The sequence below is a fragment of the Streptomyces sp. NPDC096311 genome (assembly GCF_044763085.1).
Lineage (GTDB): Bacteria > Actinomycetota > Actinomycetes > Streptomycetales > Streptomycetaceae > Streptomyces.
Window position 1 is genome coordinate 438,297 of record NZ_JBIWFN010000001.1, and the last position, 22,224, is coordinate 460,520.

Sequence of the window (22,224 nt, forward strand, 5' to 3'; positions counted from 1 at the left end):
CCTGACGCCCCTCGCCGTACCGCGGCGGGTGCGCTGTGAGGCCCCGTCTCCGGTACTCGGGAGGCGGGGTTTCCCGCAGATGTGACAGATCTCTTCTCCAGCGACCTACCGGCCGGTATACAAGCGATGTTGAGCCTGCAAGCAACGCCGCGTCAGTGTCGACGGAGGAGAGATGATGAACCATCACGTGGTCCGGGACGACGTCACCCGAAGACGACGGCACGCCTCCGCGCTGGGAGCCGCCCTCGGTAGTGGTGTCCTGCTCCTCGGCGTCGCCTCCGCGTCTCCCGCCGTCGCGAGCGGACCGCACTCCCATCGGGGAGCCGACTACGTGGCGCTCGGCGATTCGTACACCTCCGGACCCCTGATCCCACGTCAGGTGGACGCCAACTGTGCCCGGTCCGACCAGAACTACCCCTCGCTCGTCGCGACGCGGCGGCCGACCAGAACGTTCACGGACGTGAGCTGCGCCGGTGCGACGACCGACAACATGTGGAAGGCGCAGGGAACCAACGGACCCCAACTGAACGCCGTCGAGCGCTCCACGGATCTGGTGACCGTGCAGATAGGCGGCAACGACATCGGCTTCGGCTCCATCATCGGCACCTGCGCCGCGCTGAGTTCCAAGGACCCGTCGGGCAACCCCTGCCAGCAGTACTACAACTCCTCGGGCTTCGACCAGCTGACTCGGAACATCATCGAGACGGCTCCCAAGATCGCGCGGGTGCTGCGCGCCGTGCACGACAGGGCCCCGCACGCCCGCGTGCTCGTGGTCGGTTACCCGGACCTCCTGCCCGACGACGGCAGCGGCTGCTATCCGTCCGTCCCGTTCGCCGCCAAGGACTTCGCCTACCTGCGTGACGTCGGGAAGCGGCTCAACCTGATGATGCGCACGATGGCCCTGTTCAGCCGTGCCGAATACGTCGACACATACAAACCAACTGTCGGACACGACATGTGCAAGGCACCCGCCGACCGGTGGATCGAGCCGCTGCAGCCCGCTTCACCCGCCGCCCCCGCACACCCCAACGCCAAGGGCGAGGCGGCCATGGCCGGGGCGGTGCTCCGGCGGCTGTAGCTCCTGTGCGGTGCGCGATCTCCATGGATCCCACGAACTCCACGAACTCCATGGACCAGGCATGTTTACACGATCCGCCCAGGGTCACACGGGTCAGTGAGCACCTGATCCGAGAGCACCGAGAGGTGAGTTCCATGGCTCGCGACCAGAAAGCCAAGGCCAAGGCCGAGCAGGCCAAGGGCAAGATCAAGGAGACCACGGGTCGTGCCGTGGGCAACGAGCGGATGACGGCCGAGGGGCGTGTGGAGAAGGCCAAGGGTGACGCGCGTCAGGCGAAGGAGAAGACCAAGGACATCTTCCGCGGCTGATGCCCGGCGGGTTGATGCCCAGCCGGTTGATGCCCGCCCGTGGGGCGCACGGCTTACGCGGAGCAGGGGGCCCGTCGCATGGAGCGACGGGCCTCCTGCTCCGCTCCGCGCGCACCCGCGCCGAGCGGTGGAGGTTCGTAGGCTTTCCCCGCCGAAGATCGTAGGCTTGCCCCTCCGGAGACTGTGTGGGGGAGCCATCTATGACCACGGCCAGGGACCTCTTGATCACCGCCATGGACGTGGACCCGGACCGCCCCGTGGGCCAGGGCGACCTGTCCCTCGCACTCGCCGGAGCCGAGGTGATCGACCTCCTGGCCGCTGACGCCGTCCACCTGGACGGCGACCGCCTCGTGCCGGCCCCGGAGCCGACGACGGAGGACGGCCTCCTGGCCGAGGCCGCGTCCTCACTCGTACGGCAGGTGCCCTACGAACCGGTCGAGGACTGGCTGTGGCGCAGGGGGCGCGGCCTGGCCGCGGTCCATCTCGCCGCCCTCGAGGCGGACGGTCAGCTGACCCGGCAGCGCCAACGCCGGCTGCTTTTCGGGGCCGTCCGGATGGTCGTGGTCGACTCGCCCGCCCGGCGCCGGGCCCTGCACCGCTGGGCCGCCGACGAGCCCGTCCTCGTCTCCCTCGCGGCGGCCGTCGGGATTCCGGCCGAGCAGGGCGCGGACGTACCGGTCGTGACCGACGACGCGGTGACGACCGTGCTGGCCGCCGTCAACGACGCGGTCATGGAACTGGAAGCGGTACGCCAGCGCCGGTCCATCGAGAACGCGGCGTTCGCCAATCTCTGGCGAGGCGCGTGACACGAGCGGGCACGCCGCGTCACGCTGGTTTCAGAGGGTGGCCTCGGGGCGGCGCCGGTTTCCGGTAGCGATCACTCGCCCTTGCCGGGCCCGTTCTCGGGCGTGCCGGTGCCTGTCCCAGTGTCGGTGCCCCTGCCCGTGGCCCGGTCCGGGCCGTCGTCGCGGGCCGTGCGCCGTGCCCGTACGGTGCCCGCGACCCGCTGGAACGTCCGCGTCAGCTGGTGCAGCGGGTTGCCCTCCTGACCGGCGGACGTCTCGTGCGCACCGGACGCCGTCGTCCGGAGGTCTCGGAGCTCGGCCAGCGCCGCATGCGCGAGTTCGGTCGCCTCGCGGTACTGGTCGCGCGACTTCGTCATGGTGTCGAGTGCCTCGGCGTAGACAGCCACCAGCGCCCGCGCCTCCTCCAGCGTCAGCAGCTTCCAGTCCTCCCGGAGGCCGGTGAGGGCGTCCTGTGCCGTTTCCGGCAGCGGCCGGGGCAGCGCCGCGTACCGTACGACCTTCTCCAGGAGCTCCGTCGGCTCCGAGCCGTCGAGGAACACACTGCGTACGGTGCAGTCCTGCTCGTCGTACCCGGGCCGGGCCGGGGAACCGGGCAGGATCACGGCGCCGCCGCGCGGCACCCGTACGCCCAGGTCGTACAGCGCCCAGTTGACCGCCTGGAACTGCTCGGGTGCGGCGCGGTGTTCCACGACGCGGTGACGCAGACCGGGCGGGAGCAGCCGGGCCAGCGGGAGGCGACCGCGTTCGTCGGTGGTCATCGCCTCGTGGATGACGACGTTGATGCTCCAGCTGTGCTGCGCGGCCTCCTTGAGCAGGCGGCGCAGTGCCTTGTCCTCCTGCGGGAGCGGGTTGATGTCCCGCAGGCGGAGCCCGGCCACGATGTCGTGGTCCCAGGGGACCTCGTGTCCCTCGGGCCAGAACATGGTCGCGGGAGAGGGCCACGCGAGGTCCCAGGGCCGTTCCGCCTCGGCCACCAGCGTCCAGCGGGTTCCCTCGGCGGCGTGTTCGCGTCCGTCCGTCGTGAGCCGTGCGCGAACCGTGACGGCGTCGTCGACCAGCCAGCGCGCCTCGAAGACATGTCCCTCGGAGTCCGAGGAGTTCTCTGCGTCCAGGAAGTCGTGGATCGTCTCGTCGGCCTTCAGCCTCCACAGGTTCTCCCTGAGGATCTCCTGCGGGGCGGGCCCGACGTGGCGCCCGCCGGCCAGCCAGACGGTTTCCGGGGCGGTGGCGCGGGCGGTGGAGGGCTTGGGCATGAGTCACTTTGCGGTGGGAGGCGGCGTGGCCTCCCAGTATGGTCAGCGCGGGTGGCCGGTCGGGCGGCGAGGCCCGCGTGGATCACGTACATCCCCTCTTGCGGAACTTTGACCGCTCCAGTGCCTTATGTGTGCTTTGAGGCGCCGGAGATGTCGCTGCGTCCGTCACGCCGGGCGCAGCGCGCTGTGAATCGCCTTCTGTCCGGCGAAGAAGAGGGACTCTTCGCGTATCGAGGCACCCGGGCTGGGGGCGTGGATCATCATGCCGTTGCCGGTGTAGAAGCCGACGTGGCTGACGTTGTCGTAGAAGAAGATCAGGTCGCCGAACTGGATGTCGGTCAGAGGAATCGCCGCACCGGCGGTCGCCTGCCCGTGCACGGTACGCGGGAGCGCGACCCCGGCGGCCCTCCAGGCGGCCTGGACGAGGCTGGCGGAGTCGTACGAGTCCGGTCCGGTCGCGCCCCAGACGCACGGCTTGCCGATCTGCTCGCGGGCGAAGGCGAGGGCTTTGGCGGCCTTCCCGCCGTACGCCGACTCCGCGGTGCCGACGGCCGTGTTGACCGCACCGGCGGAGACACCGGTGCCCACGGGCATACCCGCGGCCAGGGGCATTCCCGTGCCGAGGGACATGTCCGCGCCGGGAAGCATGCCCGTGGTCAGGGGCATCCCGGTGCCGAGGGACATGTCGGCAGCGAGAGGCATCCCCGCACCCATGGTCATGTCCGCGGCCCGCGGTAGGCCTCCGCCGAGGGACATGTCCGCGCCGGGAAGCTTGCCCGTGGTCAGGGGCATCCCGGCGCCGAGGGACATGTCGGCACCGAGCGGCATCCCCGCACCCATGGACATGTCCGCACCGGGCGACATGCCCGCGGCCAGAGGCATCCCCGTGCCGAGGGACATGTCTGCGCCGAGCGGCATTCCCGTACCCATGGACATGCCCGCACCGAGCGGCAGCCCGGTGCCGAAGGACATGTCCGGGCCGAGTGCGGTCGACTGCTGTCGCTGCCACTCCTCCGCGGCCTGCCGGCGAGCCTGATCCTCCGGGGTGGGCCAGACGGCCTCGGCCGGACGTGACTCGATCGCCGCGGGCCCGGGGTTCCAGCGCGCGGCGTGCTGGGACACCAGATCACGGGCCAGCGCCAGCTTGCGCTGGATCTTCTCCTTGGACGTCTTCAACGAGGACTGCCCCGGCCCGGCGGGCAACGCGGGCAGCAGGGCCGTGGCGGCCTCCAGTGCGGGTTGCGGCGCAGGCTCCGGCGCGGCCGGCAGTGCGGCGACGGCCCTGGCCGTCAACTCGGCCACGGGCCCGGCGGCCGCCTCGGCGGAGGGACCCGCGGTCAACTCCAGAACGGGGCGGGCGGTCAACTCCCGCCCACGGTTGGTGAGCTCGTCCTCCAGCCGCTTCGCCGGGCCCGTGGGCCGCGCCTCGGCCGGGCGGTTCGGCATCCGGTCGGCCGGCAGCCTGGCAGGCGCGGACGGACCCAGCTGCGCGCGCGCCGCGTCGAACCAGGTTCTGGTGATGTCGTCGAGGGCGGGGTCGCGGCGCCCGCGCGCGGTTCCCGGTGCCGGGTTGACGCGGCTTCGGCTCCCCGTGGTCATCGCGCGGGTCCCGTTGACGAACCCGACGGCGTTCTCGGCCTGGTCGTAGAGGGAGCTGATCCGCTGCTGCACCTCCTCGCGGCTCGGACCGTCCGCGCCACTGAGGGCGGCCGCCGCGCGTGCGGAGTCAGGCATGCCAGGGAGGCTGTTGCCTCCAGGGCGCGGGGTTCGTTCCGGCGCCATGGGAGCCGTACTCCTTCCGTACTCCGCCTATTGGGTCGGCCGTCGGGTTCGGGCGGAGGATTCAGGAAGGCTGCCCTACAGCCCTTGCCCGATCGGGCAGTTGGGCCGATTCACCCCAAGGTCGGTTGGGTCCAGGTTCCGGTTGCCACGGGGGCACCGGATTCGGCGGAGGTCGCGCGACCCGGCGAGGTTCGCCGGAGGGAGTCGTGCGGCCTACCGCCAACTTAGCCAATTTGTGTGCCTGATGTGAAGATTGGAGCGCGAACTGTCCGATATGTAATTGTGACCTTCGTCTACGTGTCCCGGCCACGACCAGGATGTCGTACGACCGCCGTGCGCCCCACGGTCGCCGCGAGCGTGCGCAACCGGCGCCAGTCCAAGGGGGGTTGGGCCTCCGGTACACCGGGCCGTTCCTTGGGGACGCGGACGCGCAGGGCGCCGGGTTCGACGCGGCAGCGCACCGGGACGGGCAGGACCAGGGCCTCGCCGTCGATGCCGGCCTCGATCTCCGCGCGGTCGGCGTCGATGACCACCTCACGGGTGGTCAGGACCGCGAGTCCGTCCGGCGCGGGGTCCAGTACGAGCGCGGCGGCCTCGGCCGCGCTGTCCACCGTGATGCCGAGGACACCGAGCAGCCCGGAGTCGAGCCGTTCGCGGCGACCGAGACCGGCCGGATCGTTGGTGCGGTAGGGGTTGTTGCTCACCAGTACGGCCTGCGGGGCGTCGAGCGTCGTGTCCGCGGCGCGAGCGGTCAGTCGCGGCCCGCGCTGACGGGTGAGCAGGTCGGGCAGGAGGTCCAGGATGGTGCCGATCTTGTCGTCGCGGTACGCGGGACTCTGCACGACCGCCGCGTACGCGCCGAAAGAGGCGTTGTTGACGAACGGGTGGCCGCCGGCGAAGCCGAGGTCCACGCGGAGTTCGACGCCGTCGGTGAGGGCGTCCAGGCAGGTCGCCGGGTCGTCGCGGTCGAGGCCGAGGTCCATCGCGAAGTGATTGCGGGTGCCGGCGCAGACCACCAGGAACGGCAGACCGTGTTCGGCGGCGACGGCCGCGACCAGTGCCTGGGTACCGTCACCGCCGGCGACGCCCAGCAGATCCGCGCCGTCCGCGACGGCGGCCCGGGCCAGCGCGGTGACGTCCTGGTGCTGGTCAGGGTCGAGGAGCACGACCTGCGCGCCGAGCCGCTCCGCCTTCTCCCGCAGTCCGAACTTCGCCACCTTGCCACCGCCGGAGTGCGGGTTCATGAGGAGGAAGGGGCGCCGCGGCGGCGGTGCCCTGCGTTCCTTCGGGCGCGGGGCGCGCGTCCGGTCGCTCCGCAGGGCGTACCGGCCGCTCCAGACGGCCACGGTCCACAGTGCCAGGGACACGGGAACGGCCCAGAGCAGCCCGGCCACGGCGAACAGGGTGAGCACGGCGCCGGGCACGACGGCCGCCAGCACGGCCGCCACCCAGCGCAGCGGGCCGCGCCGGGTCAGCGCCCACCACAGCGCCGCCGCCGTGACGGCCACGCCGAGGAGCGCGACCAGGAGCAGCAGTACGCCGTCCACGCCTCCGTAACCGAGCGGCAGCAGCACCGCCAGCGCCGCCGCGACCAGCGCGCCCCTGGCCGCCCACCGTTTCCCGTGGCCGACCCGCGCGCTCGTGTCCACACCCATCGCTCCTCCACGGACGTCGTAGAAGTCCGGCCCTGGCGGGTCCGGCCGCACGGAGGCCCGGTTCGGCGGGCCGTTGGCTGTGTGCGGGGTCGGCCATCGACGACACAGTCGTATGCAACCGTCGGGTCAGGCCCCGCGCAACCGCCACGCTCCGCCTGGCCCGCGCCGACCGGGGCCGGCCCGGACGGTTCTCACCGAACCCTTGGTCCACCCCTCGGGGCCGGGACCGTCGCGGCTGATGCACGATGGGCGGCGGCGGGCCCCGGCAGGACGCCGGGTGTGGCGGGGAGGGTCAGTGGTGAAGAGTGGGCAGCGCGGCCGTGTCCTGGTCGTGGACGACGACGCGGCGATCCGCCGCTCGCTGGAGCGGGGCCTGAGGCTCGGCGGATTCGCCGTGGATCTCGCCGACGGGGGCCGGCCGGCCCTGGCGGTGGCCCGGCGGACGCCGCCGGATGTGATCGTGCTGGACATCTCGATGCCCGACCTCAACGGCATCGAGGTGTGCAGGGCACTGCGGGACGAGGACAACGACGTACCCGTGCTGATGCTCTCCGCACTCGACGAGACCGCCGACCGGATCGCGGGCCTGCAGGCGGGCGGCGACGACTACCTCGTCAAGCCCTTCGCCCTGCAGGAGCTGGTCCTGCGGCTGGAGGCACTGCTGCGGCGCCGGCCGCCGCGGGACAGCGGCACCGTACGGGCCGGCGGGCTGCTCCTGGATCCCGCCGCCCGCAGGGTGAGCCTCGACGGGCGGCCGGTGGAACTGACCCGGCGCGAGTTCGAACTCCTCCACTTCCTCGCCCGCAACGCCGGCATCGTGCTCAGCCGGGACCAGCTCCTCGATCGCGTATGGGGCTACGACTTCGAGGTGCGCACCGACGCGGTGGACACCTTCGTCAGCTATCTGCGCCGCAAACTGGAGACGTCGGGGCGCTCCCGGATCATCCACACCGTACGAGGCGTGGGCTTCGTCCTACGCGACGACGACCCGCAGGAGCGGCCGTGAGACTGTCCACGCGGATCGCCCTGGCCGTAGGCGCCACCGTGCCCGTACTGGTACTGGCCACCGGCTGGCTGCTGCTGCGGCTGGTCGCCGCGGATCTGCACGATCAGCAGGACACGCATCTGCGTGAGCGCGCGGTGGCCGTCGCCAAGGACGCCCGGGGGCTGCTGCGCGCGAGCGCCGCCGACCGGTCGGCGGCGGTGGAGCAGGCCCGCGAGCGCCGGGTGTTCACCTCGGCCCTGGACGTGGGCGTACGGCTGATCGGCCCCGAGGAGACCTTCACCGGCGGCCCGCAACCGGCGGCGGACGTGGCGCTGCCCGCCAGGGCGCCCGTGCCGGTCACCCTCCGTGCCGACGGCAGGAGCTGGCGGATCCTGTCGACCCGGGTGACCGGGGCGCGCCCCGGCGTGCGCGGCACCCTGTGGCTGTTCGCCTCGGACACCGCCGCCGACACCCAGGTGCGCCTGGTCCGACGGCGCGCGGTGACCGTCGCCCTGCTCGCCGCACCGCTGTCCGGGCTGCTCGCCTGGGCCGTCGCCACCCGGGCGAGCGCACCGCTGCGCCGTCTGCAACGCCGGGCGAGCGGCCTCGACCCCCGCTCCAGTTCCACCCGGCTGGACCACAGCCCGACGCGGATCGTCGAGGTCGACGACCTCGCACACACCCTGCAGACCGTCCTGGCGCGCTACGACGAGCAGGCGCTCAGGACCGCCGAGGCACTGGCCACCGCCCGCTCCTTCGCCTCGGCGGCCTCGCACGAACTGCGCACCCCGCTGATGAGCATGCAGACCAACCTGGAGATCCTCACCGAGCATCCGGAACTCGCCGGACCCGACCGCGACGAAGTGCTGCACGACCTGAGCCGCGAACACGCACGCCTCCTCGGAGTCCTCGTCATGCTGCGCGACCTCGGCCGCGCAGACCTTGTCGAGGCGGACGCCTTCGGCCCGGTCGACCTCGCCGATCTCGTCGAAGCGAGCACGGAGGAACAGCGGCGACGCCATCCGCACGCACGGGTGGCCGGCCACTGCGCAGCGGGGCTGCGCGTACACGGCTGGGAGGCGGGACTGCGGAGCCTGGTGGACAACCTGCTCGTCAACGCCCTGGTCCACGGACACACGGACGGGCAGCCCCCGCAGGTCGAGGTGACCTTGCGCGCGAGCGGCGCCGAGGCGCTCCTGGTCGTCGAAGACCGGGGCCCTGGCATCCCGCCCGCGCTGCGCACCGAGGTCTTCGAACGCTTCCGCCGCCGACCGGACAGCCCTGGCTCCGGCCTCGGACTGACCCTGGTCGCCCAGCAGATCGCCCTGCACCGAGGTGGGATCCGGGTACTGGACCGGCCCACGGGTCCGGGTACCCGCGTCGAGGTCACCCTGCCGCTGGGCGACGGCACCGGGGACACGGGGGCCACGCTTCCGCTCCCGCGCAACTGGATGATCACGGCCGCCGACCGGCCACAAGAATTCCACAAAGACGGCTCCTAGCTTTCCCGGCGACAGGGCAGTCGCCCGTGAACGCGGAGGAGTTCGTCATGCCAAGCACCAGGAAGACCGTGATCTCGGTCGTCTCGTTGGTCGCCGCCGGATCGCTGTTCGGCGCCGCCGGCGCCGCTACCGCCGACGCCGCGACTCCCGCGCCGTCCGGCACCCCCACGGGCGACGGCGCGGCGGCGCTCTGCAAGCGCGCGCCGAAGATCGACCGGCGGATCGACCGGATCCTCACCCGGCTGCGCGCGGACGCTTCCCAGCGTGGCTCCATCGCCCGTCTCGAGCAGCGGGTGGCGAACGCCAAGTCCGCGGGGCACACCCAGATCGAGACCTACCTGAACGACCGGCTCACCGCCCGGCGCTCCCTGGTCCCCACCCTGGAGACCCGCCAGAAGGACCTGGCCGACGTCGAGAAGTGGTGCGGCGCCCACGACAACGGTCGTACGAACTGATGCGCGCGCGCCACACCGTGCCGGCTGTACTGGCCGCCCTGCTGTTGCTGGCCGGATGCGGCCATGGCGGGAGCACAAAGAGCACACAGAGCACGCAGGGCACACAGACCGCTCAGGGCACGCAGACCACTCGGCAGCCCGCACCCTCCTCCTCCGCGGACCTCGGTCACCTGCGGAAACTCGTCGACGACGCCGATTCCGCGGCGAGCGTGGCGGAGTCGGACATGGCCCGGGAGTGAGGTCAGCGTTCCGTCGACGGGGGCGATCCGGTGGGATGGAGCCGGTGGTGGCCGTCGACGGAGCGGGTGGCGAATTGCGGTCGATGCGGGTGGTGGGAGGTGGTGCGTTCGATGACCAGGAGGGCGGCGTCGTCGCCGGGGTGGTCGCCGACATGCTCGAGGAGGTCGTCGTGGATGTGCCGCAGCAGGGCGTCGGGGCTGGAGACGGGAAAGGAGGCGACCCGATCGAGGAGCGGGTAGAAGGCGCCCGACGGTGAGCGGGCTTCGATGACGCCGTCGGTGTAGAGCAGGAGGATGTCACCGGTTTCGAAGGTGAACGGGTCGGGTCGGTGGCTCGCGGCGGGCAGTTCGCACATGCCCAGCGGGGGGAGGGGGTGGCGCGGGTGCAGGACCGTGACCTCCCGGTTGTGCAGCAGGATGGGTGGTGGATGACCGCAGGTGATCATCCAGGCGTCCGGCCCCTCGTCGGGGATGTCGAGCACGAGCGCGGTGATGAAGTGCTCGCCCGGGTCGTGCTCGGTGTCGGCCACGTCCTCCAGGTCGCGGCACACGCTGACCTCCAGCGCAGCCGTGAGCTCGGGCAGGGTGGCGTACCGGTGAGCGCCCTCCCGGAACGAGCCGAGCACCACCGAGGCCTCACCGATGGAGGCCAGACCCTTGCCGCGTACGTCCCCGATGATCACCCGCGTGGAGGGCTGGGCGGCGCGGGAGACCGCGAACAGGTCGCCGCCGATCTGCGTCTCGTCCTCGGCGGCCAGATACAGCCAGGCCACGCGCAAGGGACCGATCCGGCGGGGCGGCGGTCGCAGCAGGACCCGCTGAGCCGTCTCGGCCACCGACCGTGCCCGGCTCAGCTCCCGGGCACGCCGCTCACGTACATGGCAGACGAAGACCACCAGCGCGGAGAGCACGGTCAGGGCGATGATCTGCGCGACGTGGTTGGAGGTGGTCAGCCCGCCGTGGAACACCGCGATGAAGACCTGGGCGGCCACGGCCAGCACCCCCACGGCCGCAGTCAGCCGTGGCCCGGCCAGGGAGGCGGTGAGGGCGGGGGCGATGACCAGCAACGGACCCAGGTGCACATCGGTCGGGGAGTGGAGGTCCACCACCGTGATCACTACGATCAGCGCGAGTGGGATTGCCACCAGTCCGCGGCCCGACGGCTGCTCCACGAGGCGGTCCACTGACACACGCCGGACACCCACAAAGCCTATTTTGCCCCCGATTCCGAGGCCTGTGCTCCCCGGCGACGAGTCATAAGATCGGCTTATGAGGTCATAGATCCCACCCGACTACTGACTAAGGTTTGCCTTAGTTTAGGCTTCCCGACGAGCCACCCTGCCACCGTTCGAAGGGAACCTGATCATGCCTCGCCCTCTGCGGGTAGCCATTGTCGGAGCCGGCCCCGCCGGGATCTACGCTGCCGACGCGCTGCTGAAGTCCGCAGTTGCGGTCGAGCCCGGTGTGTCCATCGACCTCTTCGAACGGATGCCGGCCCCCTTCGGTCTGATCCGTTACGGCGTGGCCCCCGACCACCCGCGGATCAAGGGCATCATCACGGCCCTGCACCAGGTGCTCGACAAGCCCCAGATACGTCTGTTCGGCAATGTCGACTACCCCGGGGACATCAACCTCGACGACCTGCGCACCTTCTACGACGCCGTGATCTTCTCCACGGGGGCGACGGCCGACCGGGCCCTCGACATACCCGGCATCGGCCTCGACGGCTCCTACGGTGCAGCGGACTTCGTCTCCTGGTACGACGGCCACCCGGACGTGGCGCGGACCTGGCCGCTCGAAGCGGAGAAGGTCGCCGTCCTCGGCGTCGGCAACGTCGCGCTCGACGTCGCCCGCATCCTCGCCAAAACCGCCGACGAACTGCTGCCGACCGAGATCCCGCAGAACGTCCACGACGGCCTCAAGGCCAACAAGGCCCTGGAGGTCCACGTCTTCGGCCGCCGCGGTCCGGCGCAGGCGAAATTCAGCCCGATGGAGCTGCGGGAACTGGACCACTCCCCGAACATCGAGGTCATCGTCGACCCCGAGGACATCGACTACGACGAGGGCTCGATCGCGACCCGGCGCGGGAACAAGCAGGCCGACATGGTCGCCAAGACCCTGGAGAACTGGGCCATCCGCGACACCGGTGACCGCCCGCACAAGCTGTTCCTGCACTTCTTCGAGTCCCCGACCGAGATCCTCGGCGAGAACGGCCAGGTCGTGGGCCTGCGCACCGAGCGCACCGCACTCGACGGCACCGGCAACGTCAAGGGAACCGGCGAGTACAAGGACTGGGACCTCGGTGCGGTCTACCGCGCCGTGGGCTACCTGTCCGACGAACTGCCCAAGCTCCCCTGGGACGCCGAGTCGGGCACGGTCCCGGACCAGGGCGGCCGGGTGATCGAGGAGACCGGCGAGCACCTGCAGTCGACGTACGTGACCGGCTGGATCCGACGCGGCCCCGTGGGTCTGATCGGCCACACCAAGGGCGACGCCAACGAGACCGTCGCCAGCCTGCTGGACGACCACGCGAACGGACGTCTGCACGCGCCCGGCTCGCCCGACCCGGAGGCCGTGGACGCGTTCCTCGGCGAGCGGGACGTCCGCTTCACCACCTGGGAGGGCTGGTACCGCCTGGACGCCGCGGAGAAGGCGCTGGGCGAACCGCAGGGCCGGGAACGCGTGAAGATCGTCGAGCGCGAGGACATGCTCGACGCGAGCGGCGCGTAGGCTTCGGGGGCTCCTCAGGCTCCTCAGGCTCCTCAGGCTCCTCAGGCCCCTCAGGCCCCTCAGGCCCCTCGGCCCTTCGGCCTTGGAACCCGCTGGCCTCAGGACCCTTTGCTCGCGTTGATGGTGTTGATGACGGCGTCGGCCATACCGCGTTCGCCGCGTGCGTTGGGGTGGACGGGCGCGGCGGGGGCGAGCGGCACGAGGGGTTCGACCCAGCGGGTCTCACGCGCGGAACACGCCTCGTGACCGTTCGACGGGGCGTAGGTGTCGACATACCCGGCACCTGCGGCTTCGGCGCGTTGCCGCAGGGTGGCGTTGAGCCGCTGCTGCTCCTGGTGGAGGAAGGTGACGTCGCCGGGTGCGAGACCCATGTCGCGGCCGCAGTCGCCGGCCGTGGCGGGCAGGATCGCCGGGTACCCGACCACGTAGACGCGTGCCCGCGGCGCGCGGCGTCTGACCTCGGCCAGGGTGTCGGCGAGGCGGTCGCCCACGGTGTTGACCTTCTGCCGGACGGCGTCGGTGGTGCCGTCGACGTACTGGCTGCGGCAGGGGGCGTGGTCGCCGGTGTACTTGCCGCTGCCGGTGGCGAAGTAGAGGACGCCGGATGTGGCGCACCGTGTGATCAGTTCGCTGAAGCCGATGTCGTTGCCGCCGATGCCGAGGGTGACGAGGGCGGTGCGGGTGGTGAGGGCGGAGAGCTGGGCGGGGTTGGTGCCGTGACCGGTGGTCTGGGGTGCCGTGAGGTCCTCGACGGTGGCGCCGGTGCAGCTCATGTCGTGGAAGTCGGCTGTTTCGACGCCGAGTTCGTGGGCCACCAGGGTGGGGTAGTTGTGGTCGGAGCGATCGCATCCCGTGGGGGTTCCGGTCCCTGAGGGGATGCCGGCGCCGGCGGTGTAGGAGTCACCCAGCGCCACATACGGACCGGGACCTGCCGATGACCCGGAGGCGGGCGTACTCTCTGGCGCCCCGGAGACCGTCGAGTGGCTCGGCTCTCCGGAGACGGCCGCGCTTTTCGGGGCGGCGGTGGCCGAGTCGTCGTTGTCTTCCAGGCTGGTGGCGGCGAAAAAAATGCCGCCCGCGGCCATGACGGCGAGCCCGGCTCGTGCGGAAGTCCTCATGTGTCAACGATCCCGGCGCGGGCTCGCCGTCACGAGAGAGCCCACTCCCGAACCGATGGTGTAGCGGGCTACACCATCGGTTCGAGCGACGCCCTTCAGTCCACGTAGTCGGCGACCAGAGTCGCGAACTCGTCGGGGGTGACCAGCCGGATGCCGAGGTCCTCGGCCTTGGCGCGCTTGGATCCGGCGCCTTCGCCGGCGACGACCAGCGTGGTTTTCCTGGAGACGCTGGAGGAGGAGCGGCCACCGGCGCGCTCGATGAGTTCGTTCATCTGGTTGCGGCTGAGCTTCTCCAGCGGGCCGGTCATGGCTCCGGTGACGACGACCGCCATCCCGGTCAGCGGCCCGCCCGCCGGCTCCGCGCCCTGGGCGCCAGTATCGGTGTCGGTGTCGTCGGCGGTGACGGGCGCAGTGGCACCGGGCTCGGTCATGTTGACCCCGGCCGCGGCGAGCTTGTCGATGAGCGGGGCGAGTTCGGCGAGTTCGGCCACGATGGACGGGGCCTTTTCCGTGCCGATGCCCTCGACCCGCTGCATCGCTTCGGCGTCGGCGGCACGGATGTGGTCCATGGTCGCGAAGTACCGGGCGATACGACGGGACATGGAGCGGCCCGTGCCGCGGACGCCGAGCGCGCACAGCACCCGCGACAACGGCTGCCCCTTGGCCGCGCCGATCGCCGCGAGGAGATTGTCGGTGCTGGTCTCGCCCATCCGTTCCAGGGCGAGGAGCTGGTCGCGCGTGAGGGCGAACACGTCGGCCAGATCGGCGACCAGGCCGGCCTCGACGAGCTGGACGACACGGGTGTGGCCCAGGCCCTCGATGTCGAGCTGGTCGCGGCCGGCGGCGTACGAGAGGGCGGCGACCAGGTGGCAGTTGCGGCCGTTCTCGCAGCGCCAGCGCTGCTCGCTGGTGTCGATGGTGGAGCCGCACCGCGGGCACACCTCGGGGAAGACGATCGTCCGCTCTTCTCCGGTGCGCAGATGGGCGACGGGGGCTTCGACGCGGGGAATCACGTCCCCGGCGCGGTGGACCATCACGTGGTCGCCCAGACGCAGGTCGCGGCGGGTGATGTCGGCAGGGTTGTGGAGGGTGGCGTAGGTGATGGTGGAGCCGTCGATCTCGACCGGTTCGAGGACCGCGCGCGGAGCGATGATGCCGGTGCGGCCCACGTTCCACTCCACCTCCAGCAGCCGGGTGATCTTCTCCACGGCCGGCAGCTTGTAGGCGATCGCCCAGCGCGGTGCACGCGAACCGGATCCGGCGGCCTCCTGATCGGCGGCGAGGTCGGCCTTGATGACTATCCCGTCGATCCCGAACGGCAACTCCGGCCGAAGCGCGGCGATCTCCTTGACCCGGGCCAGGACCTGCTCGGCGGTCTCCGCCGTGGTCCCGGGCACGGCGGTGGCGGTGGTCGTGTTCACGCCGAGTTCGCCGCACCGGGCCATCAGCTCGCTGTGCGCGGCCTCACCCAGCCGTGTCGCGAGGGTCTCCTCGGTGCCGGGCAGTGGCAGCAGGGCATAGCCGAAGAAGGTCATCGGCACGGTGTAGGCGCGGTCCTTGGCGCGCAGCGTGCCCGCCGCGGCGTTGCGCGGGTTCGCGAACGGCTGGCCGCCGTGCGCGGTGCGCACCTCGTTGGCGTGCTCGAACTGGGCGGTGGTCATCAGGACTTCGCCGCGCACCTCCACCGTGACCGGCTCGGTCAGTTCGGCCGGGAGGCCTTCGACGGTGGCGATGGCATGCGAGACGTCCTCCCCGGCCGTCCCGTCGCCACGGGTGATCAGCCGGGTGAGGCGACCACGGGTGTACCGGGCGGCGATCGCGAGCCCGTCGAGCTTCGGCTCGACACCGAACCGTGTGACGTCATGGCCGATCCGCCGGGCCAGTGACGCGGTCCAGGCGGTGAACTCCTCCGGCGAGAAGACGTTGTCCAGGCTCAACATGGGCACCGTGTGCGGGACATCGCCCTCCGCGGCGCCACCGGCGACCTTCCCGGTCGGTGAATCGGGCAGCACTTCGTCGGGATGAGCGGACTCCCACGCCGCGATGCCCCGCACGAGCCGGTCGTAGGTGTCGTCGTCCAGTACCGACGTGCCGCCCGCGTAGTAGGCGGCCGAAGCCTTCACGGCGTCCTCGACCGCCTGCGCGTAGGCGGCGGCATCCACGATCACTGCGGCTGGTGTTGTCATACCCGCCATCCTGCACGCCACCACTGACAACGCCCCGGTACGCGTCTGGCGCACGCGGGAAACCAGGTGACCGCGAGGGCGGTGACCACTACGGTGAACTCGTTCAGGTGCGAAGGTTTCGGCTACTTCTCCTGTCAAGAGAGAGACGCGGGTTCGAATCCCGTCGCCCGCCCCGGCGGGTGTCGTCCAGCGGCCCAGGACACTTACGTCGCCGACACCGATCCCGATCTCTGAACACCGCGACACGAGCCGTCCGCCACGGGGGAGTACAGGCGGACGGCTTCGTCGTGCGCATAGGAGCGGCTGTCGGTGACGACGGGCCGCCGCTCCCGCTCCCGCCCGCAGTCCGCAGGCCGCGGCTCGGCTTACTCGGGCGGCGCGGAGCCCGGCGCGCCCACCCGTAGACCGTCCATCACGAGGTCCAGAAGGCGGGTGGCGCGCGGCTGCCAGTCCCCGTCCGCGTCGATCTGCCAGAGACCGGCGATGAAGAGGAAGAAGTCCTCCGGGGTCACTCCGGGGCGGATGGTGCCTGCCTTGTCGTTCGCCGCCAGGAGCAGCGCGATGGCCGCGGACATCCCGCTGTGCCCCAGCCGGGTCAGGGTGCCGTGCGCGAGGGTGGTCGCGCGCAGGGCCTCGGCCAGGCCGACCTTGGTCATGGCGAACTGGGCGAGGCGGTCCATCCACTCCCGCAGGGCCCGGTCCGGCGCACGCGTCTCGAGCAGCTGCGCCGCGGTGTCGGCGACCTGCTGCACCTCGTGGCGGTAGATCTCCAGGAGGAGTGCCTCGCGATGGGGGAAGTTGCGGTAGAACGTCCCTTGCCCGACCCCCGCCTTCTTGGCGATCGCGCTGAGCGGGGTGTCGGCCGACCTCGTCAGCTCGGCCAGGGCCACCTCGAGAATGCGCTCGCGATTGCGTTGCGCGTCCGAGCGCAGCGGGGTGGCCTTCTTCTGCTGCACTCGGGCCTCCTTCGTCCTTCGCCCGCCCAGGCGAGTACCTTGCTAACCGGACAGCTGTCCGGTAGGTTCGGGATGAACGGACAACTGTCCGGTTAGAGGTTCACCTTACCGCCGGATCCGGCCAGTGTGGACCATCGGTGCCCCCTTTTCCCGGCCCTCTCGCGACTTCCTTTCCCCCTCAGACAGGCGAAAGAAGGCTGATCATGGCCCCCACGACGTCCAGCGCCACGACCTCGACGTCCAGCACCATCACCCTGCACGTCAACGGTGAGAAGTACACGCTGCCCGTCGACCATCGCACCACCCTGCTCGACGCCCTGCGTGAGCGCCTCGATCTCACCGGTACCAAGAAAGGCTGCGATCAGGGCCAGTGCGGCGCCTGCACGGTGCTGCTCGACGGACGCCGGGCCGTCTCCTGTCTGCAACTCGCCGTCGCCGCCGAGGGACGCGAGATCACCACCATCGAAGGGGTGGCGGACGGTGAGCGGCTGCATCCCGTGCAGCAGGCCTTCCTCGACCTCGACGGCTACCAGTGCGGTTACTGCACGCCCGGCCAGATCTGTTCGGCCCTCGCGGTGATCGAGGAGCACGCGGCGGGCTGGCCGAGCGCCGTGACCGCGGACGTGCGGCCCGAAGCGGGGGTTCCGCAGCTCACGCCCGAGGAGATCCGTGAGCGGATGAGCGGCAACCTGTGCCGGTGCGGCGCGTATGTGTCGATCGTCCAGGCCGTCGCGCGGGCGGCGCAGTCGTCCGATACACGGTCGTCCGAGACCAAGGAGGCGGCGGCATGAGGGAGTTCGACTACGAGCGCGCCTACGACGTCACCGGCGCGGTCGCTCTGCTGGGCGCCGACCCGGACGCACGCTATCTCGGCGGTGGCACCAATCTCGTCGACCTGATGAAGAGCGGGGTGGAGCGGCCCGCCCGGCTCGTCGACGTGCGTGAACTCCCCCTCGACCGCGTCGAGTTCACAAGGAGCGGCGGGCTGCGGATCGGCGCGACCGTGACCAACAGCGACCTCGCCGCCCATCCCGACGTGCGGCGCCACTACCCGGCATTGACCCAGGCCGTGCTGGCCGGAGCCTCCGGTCAGCTGCGCAACATGGCCACGGTCGGCGGAAACCTGCTCCAGCGCACCCGCTGCGGCTACTTCGCCGATCTGGCGAAGCCCTGCAACAAGCGGGTCCCCGACAGCGGTTGCCCGGCCGTCGAGGGCGAGCACCACAACCACGCCGTCCTCGGTGCCTCCGCGCACTGCGTGGCCACGCACCCCTCGGACATGGCCGTGGCCCTCACCGCCTTCGACGCCGTCGTCTCGTACGAAACGGCGGACGGGCCGGGGGAGTTGCCGCTCGCGGAGTTCTATCTGCCGGTGGGTGACACCCCGCACCTGGAGACCGCCCTGCCGCCCGGCGCGCTGATCACCGGCGTCACCCTGCCGGCCGCCCCGGTCGCCGCCCGCTCCCGCTACCGCAAGGTGCGCGAGCGCGCCTCGTACGCGTTCGCGATCGGCTCGATCGCCGCCGCCCTCGACGTCCACGACGGTGTCGTACGCGAAGTGCGCCTCGCCTTCGGTGCCGTGGCCTCCCGGCCGTGGCGGGCCCGCGCGGCCGAACGGGCGCTGACCGGGGGACCGGCGAGCGCCGAGGCCTTCGCCGCCGCCGCGGACGCCGAGCTCGCGGCCGCCCGGACGCTGCCCCACAACGGATACAAGGTGCCCCTGATGCGCAATCTCGTCGTGGCGATGCTGACCGAACTCACCGAGGAGGCAGCCCGATGACCGGTACGACCGCGACCACGACCGCGACGACGGCGGCGACCGCGACGTTCGGGGCCGTCGGCGCCGCCCACACCCGCGTCGAGGGCGTGGCCAAGGTCACCGGGGCAGCGCGCTACGCAGGCGAGGTCCCGTATCCCGAACTCGCCCACGGCTGGCTGGTGTTGTCCACCGTGGCCCGTGGCCGGATCCGCGCGGTGGAGTCCGCGCCCGTCCTCGCGATGCCGGGCGTCGTCGCCGTCCTGCACCACGAGAACGCCCCACGTCTCAACGGCGACTACACGAACGCCTTCGGGGCGCCCGACCCGATCGCCCAGATCTTCCAGCACGACCAGGTCCCGTTCGTCGGCTGGCCGGTGGCGCTGGTCGTGGCCGAGACGCCCGAGCAGGCCAGGGAGGCCGCCGAGGCCCTCGTCGTCGTGTACGACGAGGAGCCCCACGACGTCGTGTTCGCCGCCGGGCTCCCCGGGGTGTACGCGCCGGAGAGCGCCCCCGCCGCGCAGAAGGGCGACCTGGAGGCCGAACTCGCCGCGTCCGCCGTCGTCGTGGACGCCGAGTACAGCACTCCGGAGGAGCACCACAGCCCCATGGAGCCGCACGCGGCGATCGCACGCTGGGACGGCGGCCGGCTCGAGGTCGTCGACTCCAACCAGGGCAGCAGGTTCGTGGCGGACGAGCTCGCGAAGCTGTTCTCGCTCGACCCCCAGTCGGTGCGGGTGCGCTCGGAACACGTCGGCGGCGGCTTCGGCTCCAAGGGCACCCGCCCGCACTCGGTCGCCGCCGCGATGGCCGCGACCGTCCTGCAGCGTCCCGTGCGCGTCGTACTGACCCGCCGCCAGATGTTCTCGCTGGTCGGCTACCGCAGCCCCACAGCCCAGCGGGTCAGGCTCGGCGCCGACGCGGACGGCCGGCTGCGCGCGTTCGACCACCGGGCCGAGTGCCTCACCTCGACCGTGTACGAGTTCGTCGAGCGGTGCGCCGAGTTCGGGCGCGCGATGTACGACTCCGACGCGCACTACTCGCAGACCCGAGTCGTACCGCTCGACGTGCCGACCCCGAGCTGGATGCGGGCGCCGGGCGAGGCGCCGGGCTCGTTCGCGCTGGAGTCCGCACTCGACGAACTCGCCGAGAAGTGCGGACTCGACCCGATCGCGCTGCGCGCCCGCAACGAACCGGCCGTCGGCCCCGTCTCCGGGCTGCCGTTCAGCGGCCGCAACCTGCTCGCGTGCTTCGAGGAGGGGGCCCGCCGGTTCGGCTGGGCGGACCGTGACCCGCGTCCCGGTATCCGCCGCGAGGGCCGCTGGCTGCTCGGGACCGGCACCGCCGCCTCCACGTTCCCCGTGCTGTCCGCCCCGTCCACGGCGGCCGTGACGGCCGAGCCGGACGGCAGCTTCACCGTACGGATCACCGCGTCCGACATCGGAACCGGGGCCCGGACCGCGCTCACCCTGATCGCCGCGGACGCGCTGGAGGTGGCGCCGGAGCGCATCCGGATGCGCATCGCGGACAGCGACTTCGGCTTCGCGATGATCGCCGGCGGTTCGATGGGCACCCGCTCCTGGGCCTGGGCGATCAGGGTCGCGGCGGACGAGCTGCGCGAGCGGCTGGCCCTGGGCGGCGGCATTCCGCCCGAGGGGATCACGGCACGCTCGGACACCTCCCAGGCGGTCGGCGCGCTGGAGCAGAAGGAACGGCACTCCTTCGGGGCTCAGTTCGCCGAGGTCGCCGTCGATGTCACCAGCGGGGAAGTGCGGGTGCGGCGGATGCTCGGCATCTTCGCGGCCGGCCGGATCGTCAACCCGCTGACCGCGCGCGGGCAGTTCGTCGGAGGCATGATCTGGGGCCTGTCCATGGCCCTGCACGAGGAGGCTCACCGGGACCGGGCGAGCGGCGGCCATGTGGGCGCCGACCTCGCCGGCTACCACTTCTCCGCACACGCCGACGTACCCGACATCGAGGCGGACTGGGTCGACGACCCCGACCCCGGGGACCCGGTCGGCATCAAGGGCATCGGCGAGATCGGGGTCGTCGGAGCGGCGGCGGCGATCGCCAACGCGGTCTGGCACGCGACGGGTGTACGCCACCGGAACCTGCCGATCCGCCCGGACCGGGTGCTCCTGGCGGGCACGGGAGGGGATCGGGATGCTTGACATCGCCGACGAGCTGAACCGGTGGGCCGAGGAGGGCCGGGACTTCGCCGTCGCCACCGTCGTGAGCGTCGGCGGCAGCGCTCCGCGCGGCCCGGGCGCCGCCCTCGCGGTCGACAGCGGCGGCACGGCCATCGGCTCGGTCTCCGGCGGCTGTGTGGAAGGCGCCGTGTACGACCTGTGCGTCCAGGCGCTCCAGGACGGCCGGACGGTGCTGGAACGGTTCGGCTACAGCGACGAGGACGCCTTCGCGGTGGGGCTGACCTGCGGCGGGGTCATCGAGGTCCTGGTCACCCCGGTGCGCGCGCAGGAGCCTGAGCGGCCGGTGTACGCGGCGGCCCTTGCGGCCGCGTCCCGGGGTGAGGCGGCGGCCGTCGCCCGGGTGGCCCGGGGACCGGCGGAACTGCTGGGCAGGGTGCTGCTCGTCCGCCCCGACGGCTCGTCCGACTCCTCCGAGGCGTCCACGTCGTACGCGGGAGGCCCGGACGTCCTGCACGAGGGGAGTCTCGGCGGTCGCCCGGAGCTGGACCGCACGGCGGTGGCCGAGGCTCGTGCCCTGCTGGCGGCGGGCCGCACCGGCACCCTCGAACTGTCGGAGGACGGCGCGCGCTGCCCGGGTGGCGTGACCCTGCTCGTCGAGTCGAGCGTGCCACCGCCCCGAATGATCGTCTTCGGCGCCGTGGACTTCGCGACGGCGCTGGTACGGGTGGGCAGGTTCCTCGGCTATCACGTGACCGTGTGCGACGCCCGCCCGGTCTTCGCCACCCGGGTCCGCTTCCCCGACGCCGACGAGATCGTGGTCGACTGGCCGCACCGCTACCTCCGGCGCACCGCGACCGACGACCGCACGGTCCTGTGCGTGCTCACGCACGACGCCAAGTTCGACGTACCGCTGCTGGAGTCGGCCCTGCGGATGCCGGTGGCGTTCGTCGGCGCCATGGGGTCACGCCGCACGCACGAGGACCGTGAGCGGCGGCTGCGCGAAGTCGGCCTCGGCGAGCGGGAGCTGGCCCGCCTGAGATCCCCGATCGGGCTCGACCTCGGGGCCCGTACGCCCGAGGAGACCGCGCTGTCCATCGCGGCGGAGATCGTCGCGGCCCGGGAGGGCGGGACAGGCGCTCCGCTGACCGGCTCCAGAACACCGATCCACCGCGACGGGGGCGGACGGGGGACCGGTGCGCAGGGGGCGCGGGAGGCTGCCTGAGAACGGCGCGTGTGGTCGAACGACCCGAGCGGGAGGTGCACGG

Annotated in this window: 19 protein-coding genes and 1 riboswitch; of the genes, 12 read left to right on the forward strand and 7 right to left on the reverse strand. The window is 71.8% G+C overall.

The features are described from left to right. The first annotated feature begins 175 nt into the window (after positions 1-175). The 3 genes from ACIRA5_RS02050 (at position 176) to ACIRA5_RS02060 (ending at position 2,192) form a co-directional block, all read left to right on the forward strand. Positions 176-1,078, forward strand: a complete 903-nt coding sequence (locus ACIRA5_RS02050) for an SGNH/GDSL hydrolase family protein (RefSeq protein ID WP_403687206.1) — start codon at positions 176-178, stop codon at positions 1,076-1,078. Between the two features lie 134 nt (positions 1,079-1,212). Next, positions 1,213-1,386: a CsbD family protein gene (locus ACIRA5_RS02055; protein WP_075025472.1), complete on the forward strand. Its 174-nt coding sequence runs from the start codon at positions 1,213-1,215 to the stop codon at positions 1,384-1,386. 200 nt (positions 1,387-1,586) lie between these two features. Continuing rightward, complete coding sequence (locus ACIRA5_RS02060; RefSeq protein WP_403686307.1) at positions 1,587-2,192, forward strand: GPP34 family phosphoprotein; 606 nt, start codon at positions 1,587-1,589, stop codon at positions 2,190-2,192. A gap of 71 nt (positions 2,193-2,263) precedes the next feature. Here ACIRA5_RS02060 and ACIRA5_RS02065 read toward each other — a convergent pair whose 3' ends face one another. The 3 genes from ACIRA5_RS02065 to ACIRA5_RS02075 form a co-directional block, all read right to left on the reverse strand. After that, positions 2,264-3,445, reverse strand: a complete 1,182-nt coding sequence (locus ACIRA5_RS02065) for a hypothetical protein (RefSeq protein WP_403686309.1) — start codon at positions 3,443-3,445, stop codon at positions 2,264-2,266. A 165-nt stretch (positions 3,446-3,610) separates the two neighbouring features. Further along, a complete protein-coding gene (locus tag ACIRA5_RS02070; RefSeq protein WP_403686311.1) occupies positions 3,611-5,179 on the reverse strand; it encodes a C40 family peptidase in 1,569 nt (522 codons plus the stop codon). Between the two features lie 56 nt (positions 5,180-5,235). Next, a riboswitch (cyclic di-AMP (ydaO/yuaA leader) is annotated at positions 5,236-5,405 on the reverse strand. A 115-nt stretch (positions 5,406-5,520) separates the two neighbouring features. Next, positions 5,521-6,882, reverse strand: coding sequence for a diacylglycerol/lipid kinase family protein (locus tag ACIRA5_RS02075; protein WP_403686312.1), 1,362 nt, complete (start codon positions 6,880-6,882; stop codon positions 5,521-5,523). 298 nt (positions 6,883-7,180) lie between these two features. On the opposite strand from ACIRA5_RS02075, the gene ACIRA5_RS02080 reads away from it, so the two are divergent. Genes ACIRA5_RS02080 through ACIRA5_RS02095 form a run of 4 tightly spaced genes read left to right on the forward strand, consistent with a single transcriptional unit; the run spans position 7,181 to position 10,063 of the window. Next, positions 7,181-7,888 carry a response regulator transcription factor gene (locus ACIRA5_RS02080; RefSeq protein WP_403686313.1) on the forward strand — a complete coding sequence of 236 codons (708 nt, stop codon included), beginning with the start codon at positions 7,181-7,183 and terminating at the stop codon, positions 7,886-7,888. After that, a complete protein-coding gene (locus tag ACIRA5_RS02085; protein ID WP_403686314.1) occupies positions 7,885-9,369 on the forward strand; it encodes a sensor histidine kinase in 1,485 nt (494 codons plus the stop codon). Before ACIRA5_RS02080 ends, ACIRA5_RS02085 begins: the two co-directional genes overlap by 4 nt. 47 nt (positions 9,370-9,416) lie before the next feature. After that, positions 9,417-9,824 (forward strand): hypothetical protein, encoded by a 408-nt coding sequence (locus ACIRA5_RS02090; protein ID WP_097288809.1) that lies wholly within the window; start codon positions 9,417-9,419, stop codon positions 9,822-9,824. Then, a complete protein-coding gene (locus ACIRA5_RS02095; protein ID WP_403686315.1) occupies positions 9,824-10,063 on the forward strand; it encodes a hypothetical protein in 240 nt (79 codons plus the stop codon). Before ACIRA5_RS02090 ends, ACIRA5_RS02095 begins: the two co-directional genes overlap by 1 nt. Before the next feature lie 2 nt (positions 10,064-10,065). Here the strand turns inward: ACIRA5_RS02095 and ACIRA5_RS02100 are convergent, their stop codons facing one another. Further along, on the reverse strand, positions 10,066-11,253 hold the full coding sequence (locus tag ACIRA5_RS02100) for a PP2C family protein-serine/threonine phosphatase (protein ID WP_403686316.1): 1,188 nt from the start codon (positions 11,251-11,253) through the stop codon (positions 10,066-10,068). Between the two features lie 175 nt (positions 11,254-11,428). Here ACIRA5_RS02100 and ACIRA5_RS02105 point away from each other — a divergent pair, with 175 nt between their 5' ends. Next, positions 11,429-12,793 (forward strand): FAD-dependent oxidoreductase, encoded by a 1,365-nt coding sequence (locus ACIRA5_RS02105; RefSeq protein WP_403686318.1) that lies wholly within the window; start codon positions 11,429-11,431, stop codon positions 12,791-12,793. Positions 12,794-12,891: 98 nt separating this feature from the next. On the opposite strand, the gene ACIRA5_RS02110 is transcribed toward ACIRA5_RS02105, so the two are convergent. The 3 genes from ACIRA5_RS02110 to ACIRA5_RS02120 all read right to left on the reverse strand — a co-directional run bounded on the left by ACIRA5_RS02110 (position 12,892) and on the right by ACIRA5_RS02120 (position 17,053). Next, positions 12,892-13,911 carry an SGNH/GDSL hydrolase family protein gene (locus ACIRA5_RS02110; protein ID WP_403686319.1) on the reverse strand — a complete coding sequence of 340 codons (1,020 nt, stop codon included), beginning with the start codon at positions 13,909-13,911 and terminating at the stop codon, positions 12,892-12,894. A gap of 95 nt (positions 13,912-14,006) precedes the next feature. Continuing rightward, complete coding sequence (gene ligA, locus ACIRA5_RS02115; protein WP_403686320.1) at positions 14,007-16,097, reverse strand: NAD-dependent DNA ligase LigA; 2,091 nt, start codon at positions 16,095-16,097, stop codon at positions 14,007-14,009. 365 nt (positions 16,098-16,462) lie between these two features. Continuing rightward, positions 16,463-17,053, reverse strand: a complete 591-nt coding sequence (locus ACIRA5_RS02120; RefSeq protein WP_403686322.1) for a TetR/AcrR family transcriptional regulator — start codon at positions 17,051-17,053, stop codon at positions 16,463-16,465. Positions 17,054-17,256: 203 nt separating this feature from the next. Here ACIRA5_RS02120 and ACIRA5_RS02125 point away from each other — a divergent pair, with 203 nt between their 5' ends. From ACIRA5_RS02125 to ACIRA5_RS02140, 4 genes are read left to right on the forward strand one after another with little or no spacing between them, the layout of a single operon-like run. Next, the gene (locus ACIRA5_RS02125; RefSeq protein ID WP_099939933.1) at positions 17,257-17,844 is read left to right on the forward strand and encodes a (2Fe-2S)-binding protein; all 588 of its coding nucleotides are present in this window, start codon (positions 17,257-17,259) and stop codon (positions 17,842-17,844) included. After that, the gene (locus ACIRA5_RS02130) at positions 17,841-18,833 is read left to right on the forward strand and encodes an FAD binding domain-containing protein (RefSeq protein WP_403686324.1); all 993 of its coding nucleotides are present in this window, start codon (positions 17,841-17,843) and stop codon (positions 18,831-18,833) included. The genes ACIRA5_RS02125 and ACIRA5_RS02130 overlap by 4 nt, the downstream gene beginning before the upstream one ends. Further along, positions 18,830-20,980, forward strand: coding sequence for a xanthine dehydrogenase family protein molybdopterin-binding subunit (locus ACIRA5_RS02135; protein ID WP_403686325.1), 2,151 nt, complete (start codon positions 18,830-18,832; stop codon positions 20,978-20,980). Before ACIRA5_RS02130 ends, ACIRA5_RS02135 begins: the two co-directional genes overlap by 4 nt. Next, entirely contained in the window at positions 20,973-22,181 is a 1,209-nt protein-coding gene (locus tag ACIRA5_RS02140) for an XdhC family protein (RefSeq protein ID WP_403686326.1), read from the forward strand. Before ACIRA5_RS02135 ends, ACIRA5_RS02140 begins: the two co-directional genes overlap by 8 nt. Positions 22,182-22,224 lie beyond the last annotated feature (43 nt).

Bases quoted from the DNA above. Each gene is read 5' to 3' on its own strand.
- ACIRA5_RS02095 (WP_403686315.1), top strand. From the start codon at position 9,824: ATGCGCGCGCGCCACACCGTGCCGGCTGTACTGGCCGCCCTGCTGTTG.
- ligA (WP_403686320.1), bottom strand. From the start codon at position 16,097: ATGACAACACCAGCCGCAGTGATCGTGGATGCCGCCGCCTACGCGCAG.
- ACIRA5_RS02075 (WP_403686312.1), bottom strand. From the start codon at position 6,882: ATGGGTGTGGACACGAGCGCGCGGGTCGGCCACGGGAAACGGTGGGCG.
- ACIRA5_RS02105 (WP_403686318.1), top strand. From the start codon at position 11,429: ATGCCTCGCCCTCTGCGGGTAGCCATTGTCGGAGCCGGCCCCGCCGGG.
- ACIRA5_RS02070 (WP_403686311.1), bottom strand. From the start codon at position 5,179: ATGCCTGACTCCGCACGCGCGGCGGCCGCCCTCAGTGGCGCGGACGGT.
- ACIRA5_RS02125 (WP_099939933.1), top strand. From the start codon at position 17,257: ATGGCCCCCACGACGTCCAGCGCCACGACCTCGACGTCCAGCACCATC.
- ACIRA5_RS02060 (WP_403686307.1), top strand. From the start codon at position 1,587: ATGACCACGGCCAGGGACCTCTTGATCACCGCCATGGACGTGGACCCG.
- ACIRA5_RS02050 (WP_403687206.1), top strand. From the start codon at position 176: ATGAACCATCACGTGGTCCGGGACGACGTCACCCGAAGACGACGGCAC.
- ACIRA5_RS02090 (WP_097288809.1), top strand. From the start codon at position 9,417: ATGCCAAGCACCAGGAAGACCGTGATCTCGGTCGTCTCGTTGGTCGCC.
- ACIRA5_RS02140 (WP_403686326.1), top strand. From the start codon at position 20,973: ATGCTTGACATCGCCGACGAGCTGAACCGGTGGGCCGAGGAGGGCCGG.
- ACIRA5_RS02065 (WP_403686309.1), bottom strand. From the start codon at position 3,445: ATGCCCAAGCCCTCCACCGCCCGCGCCACCGCCCCGGAAACCGTCTGG.
- ACIRA5_RS02130 (WP_403686324.1), top strand. From the start codon at position 17,841: ATGAGGGAGTTCGACTACGAGCGCGCCTACGACGTCACCGGCGCGGTC.
- ACIRA5_RS02135 (WP_403686325.1), top strand. From the start codon at position 18,830: ATGACCGGTACGACCGCGACCACGACCGCGACGACGGCGGCGACCGCG.
- ACIRA5_RS02055 (WP_075025472.1), top strand. From the start codon at position 1,213: ATGGCTCGCGACCAGAAAGCCAAGGCCAAGGCCGAGCAGGCCAAGGGC.
- ACIRA5_RS02110 (WP_403686319.1), bottom strand. From the start codon at position 13,911: ATGAGGACTTCCGCACGAGCCGGGCTCGCCGTCATGGCCGCGGGCGGC.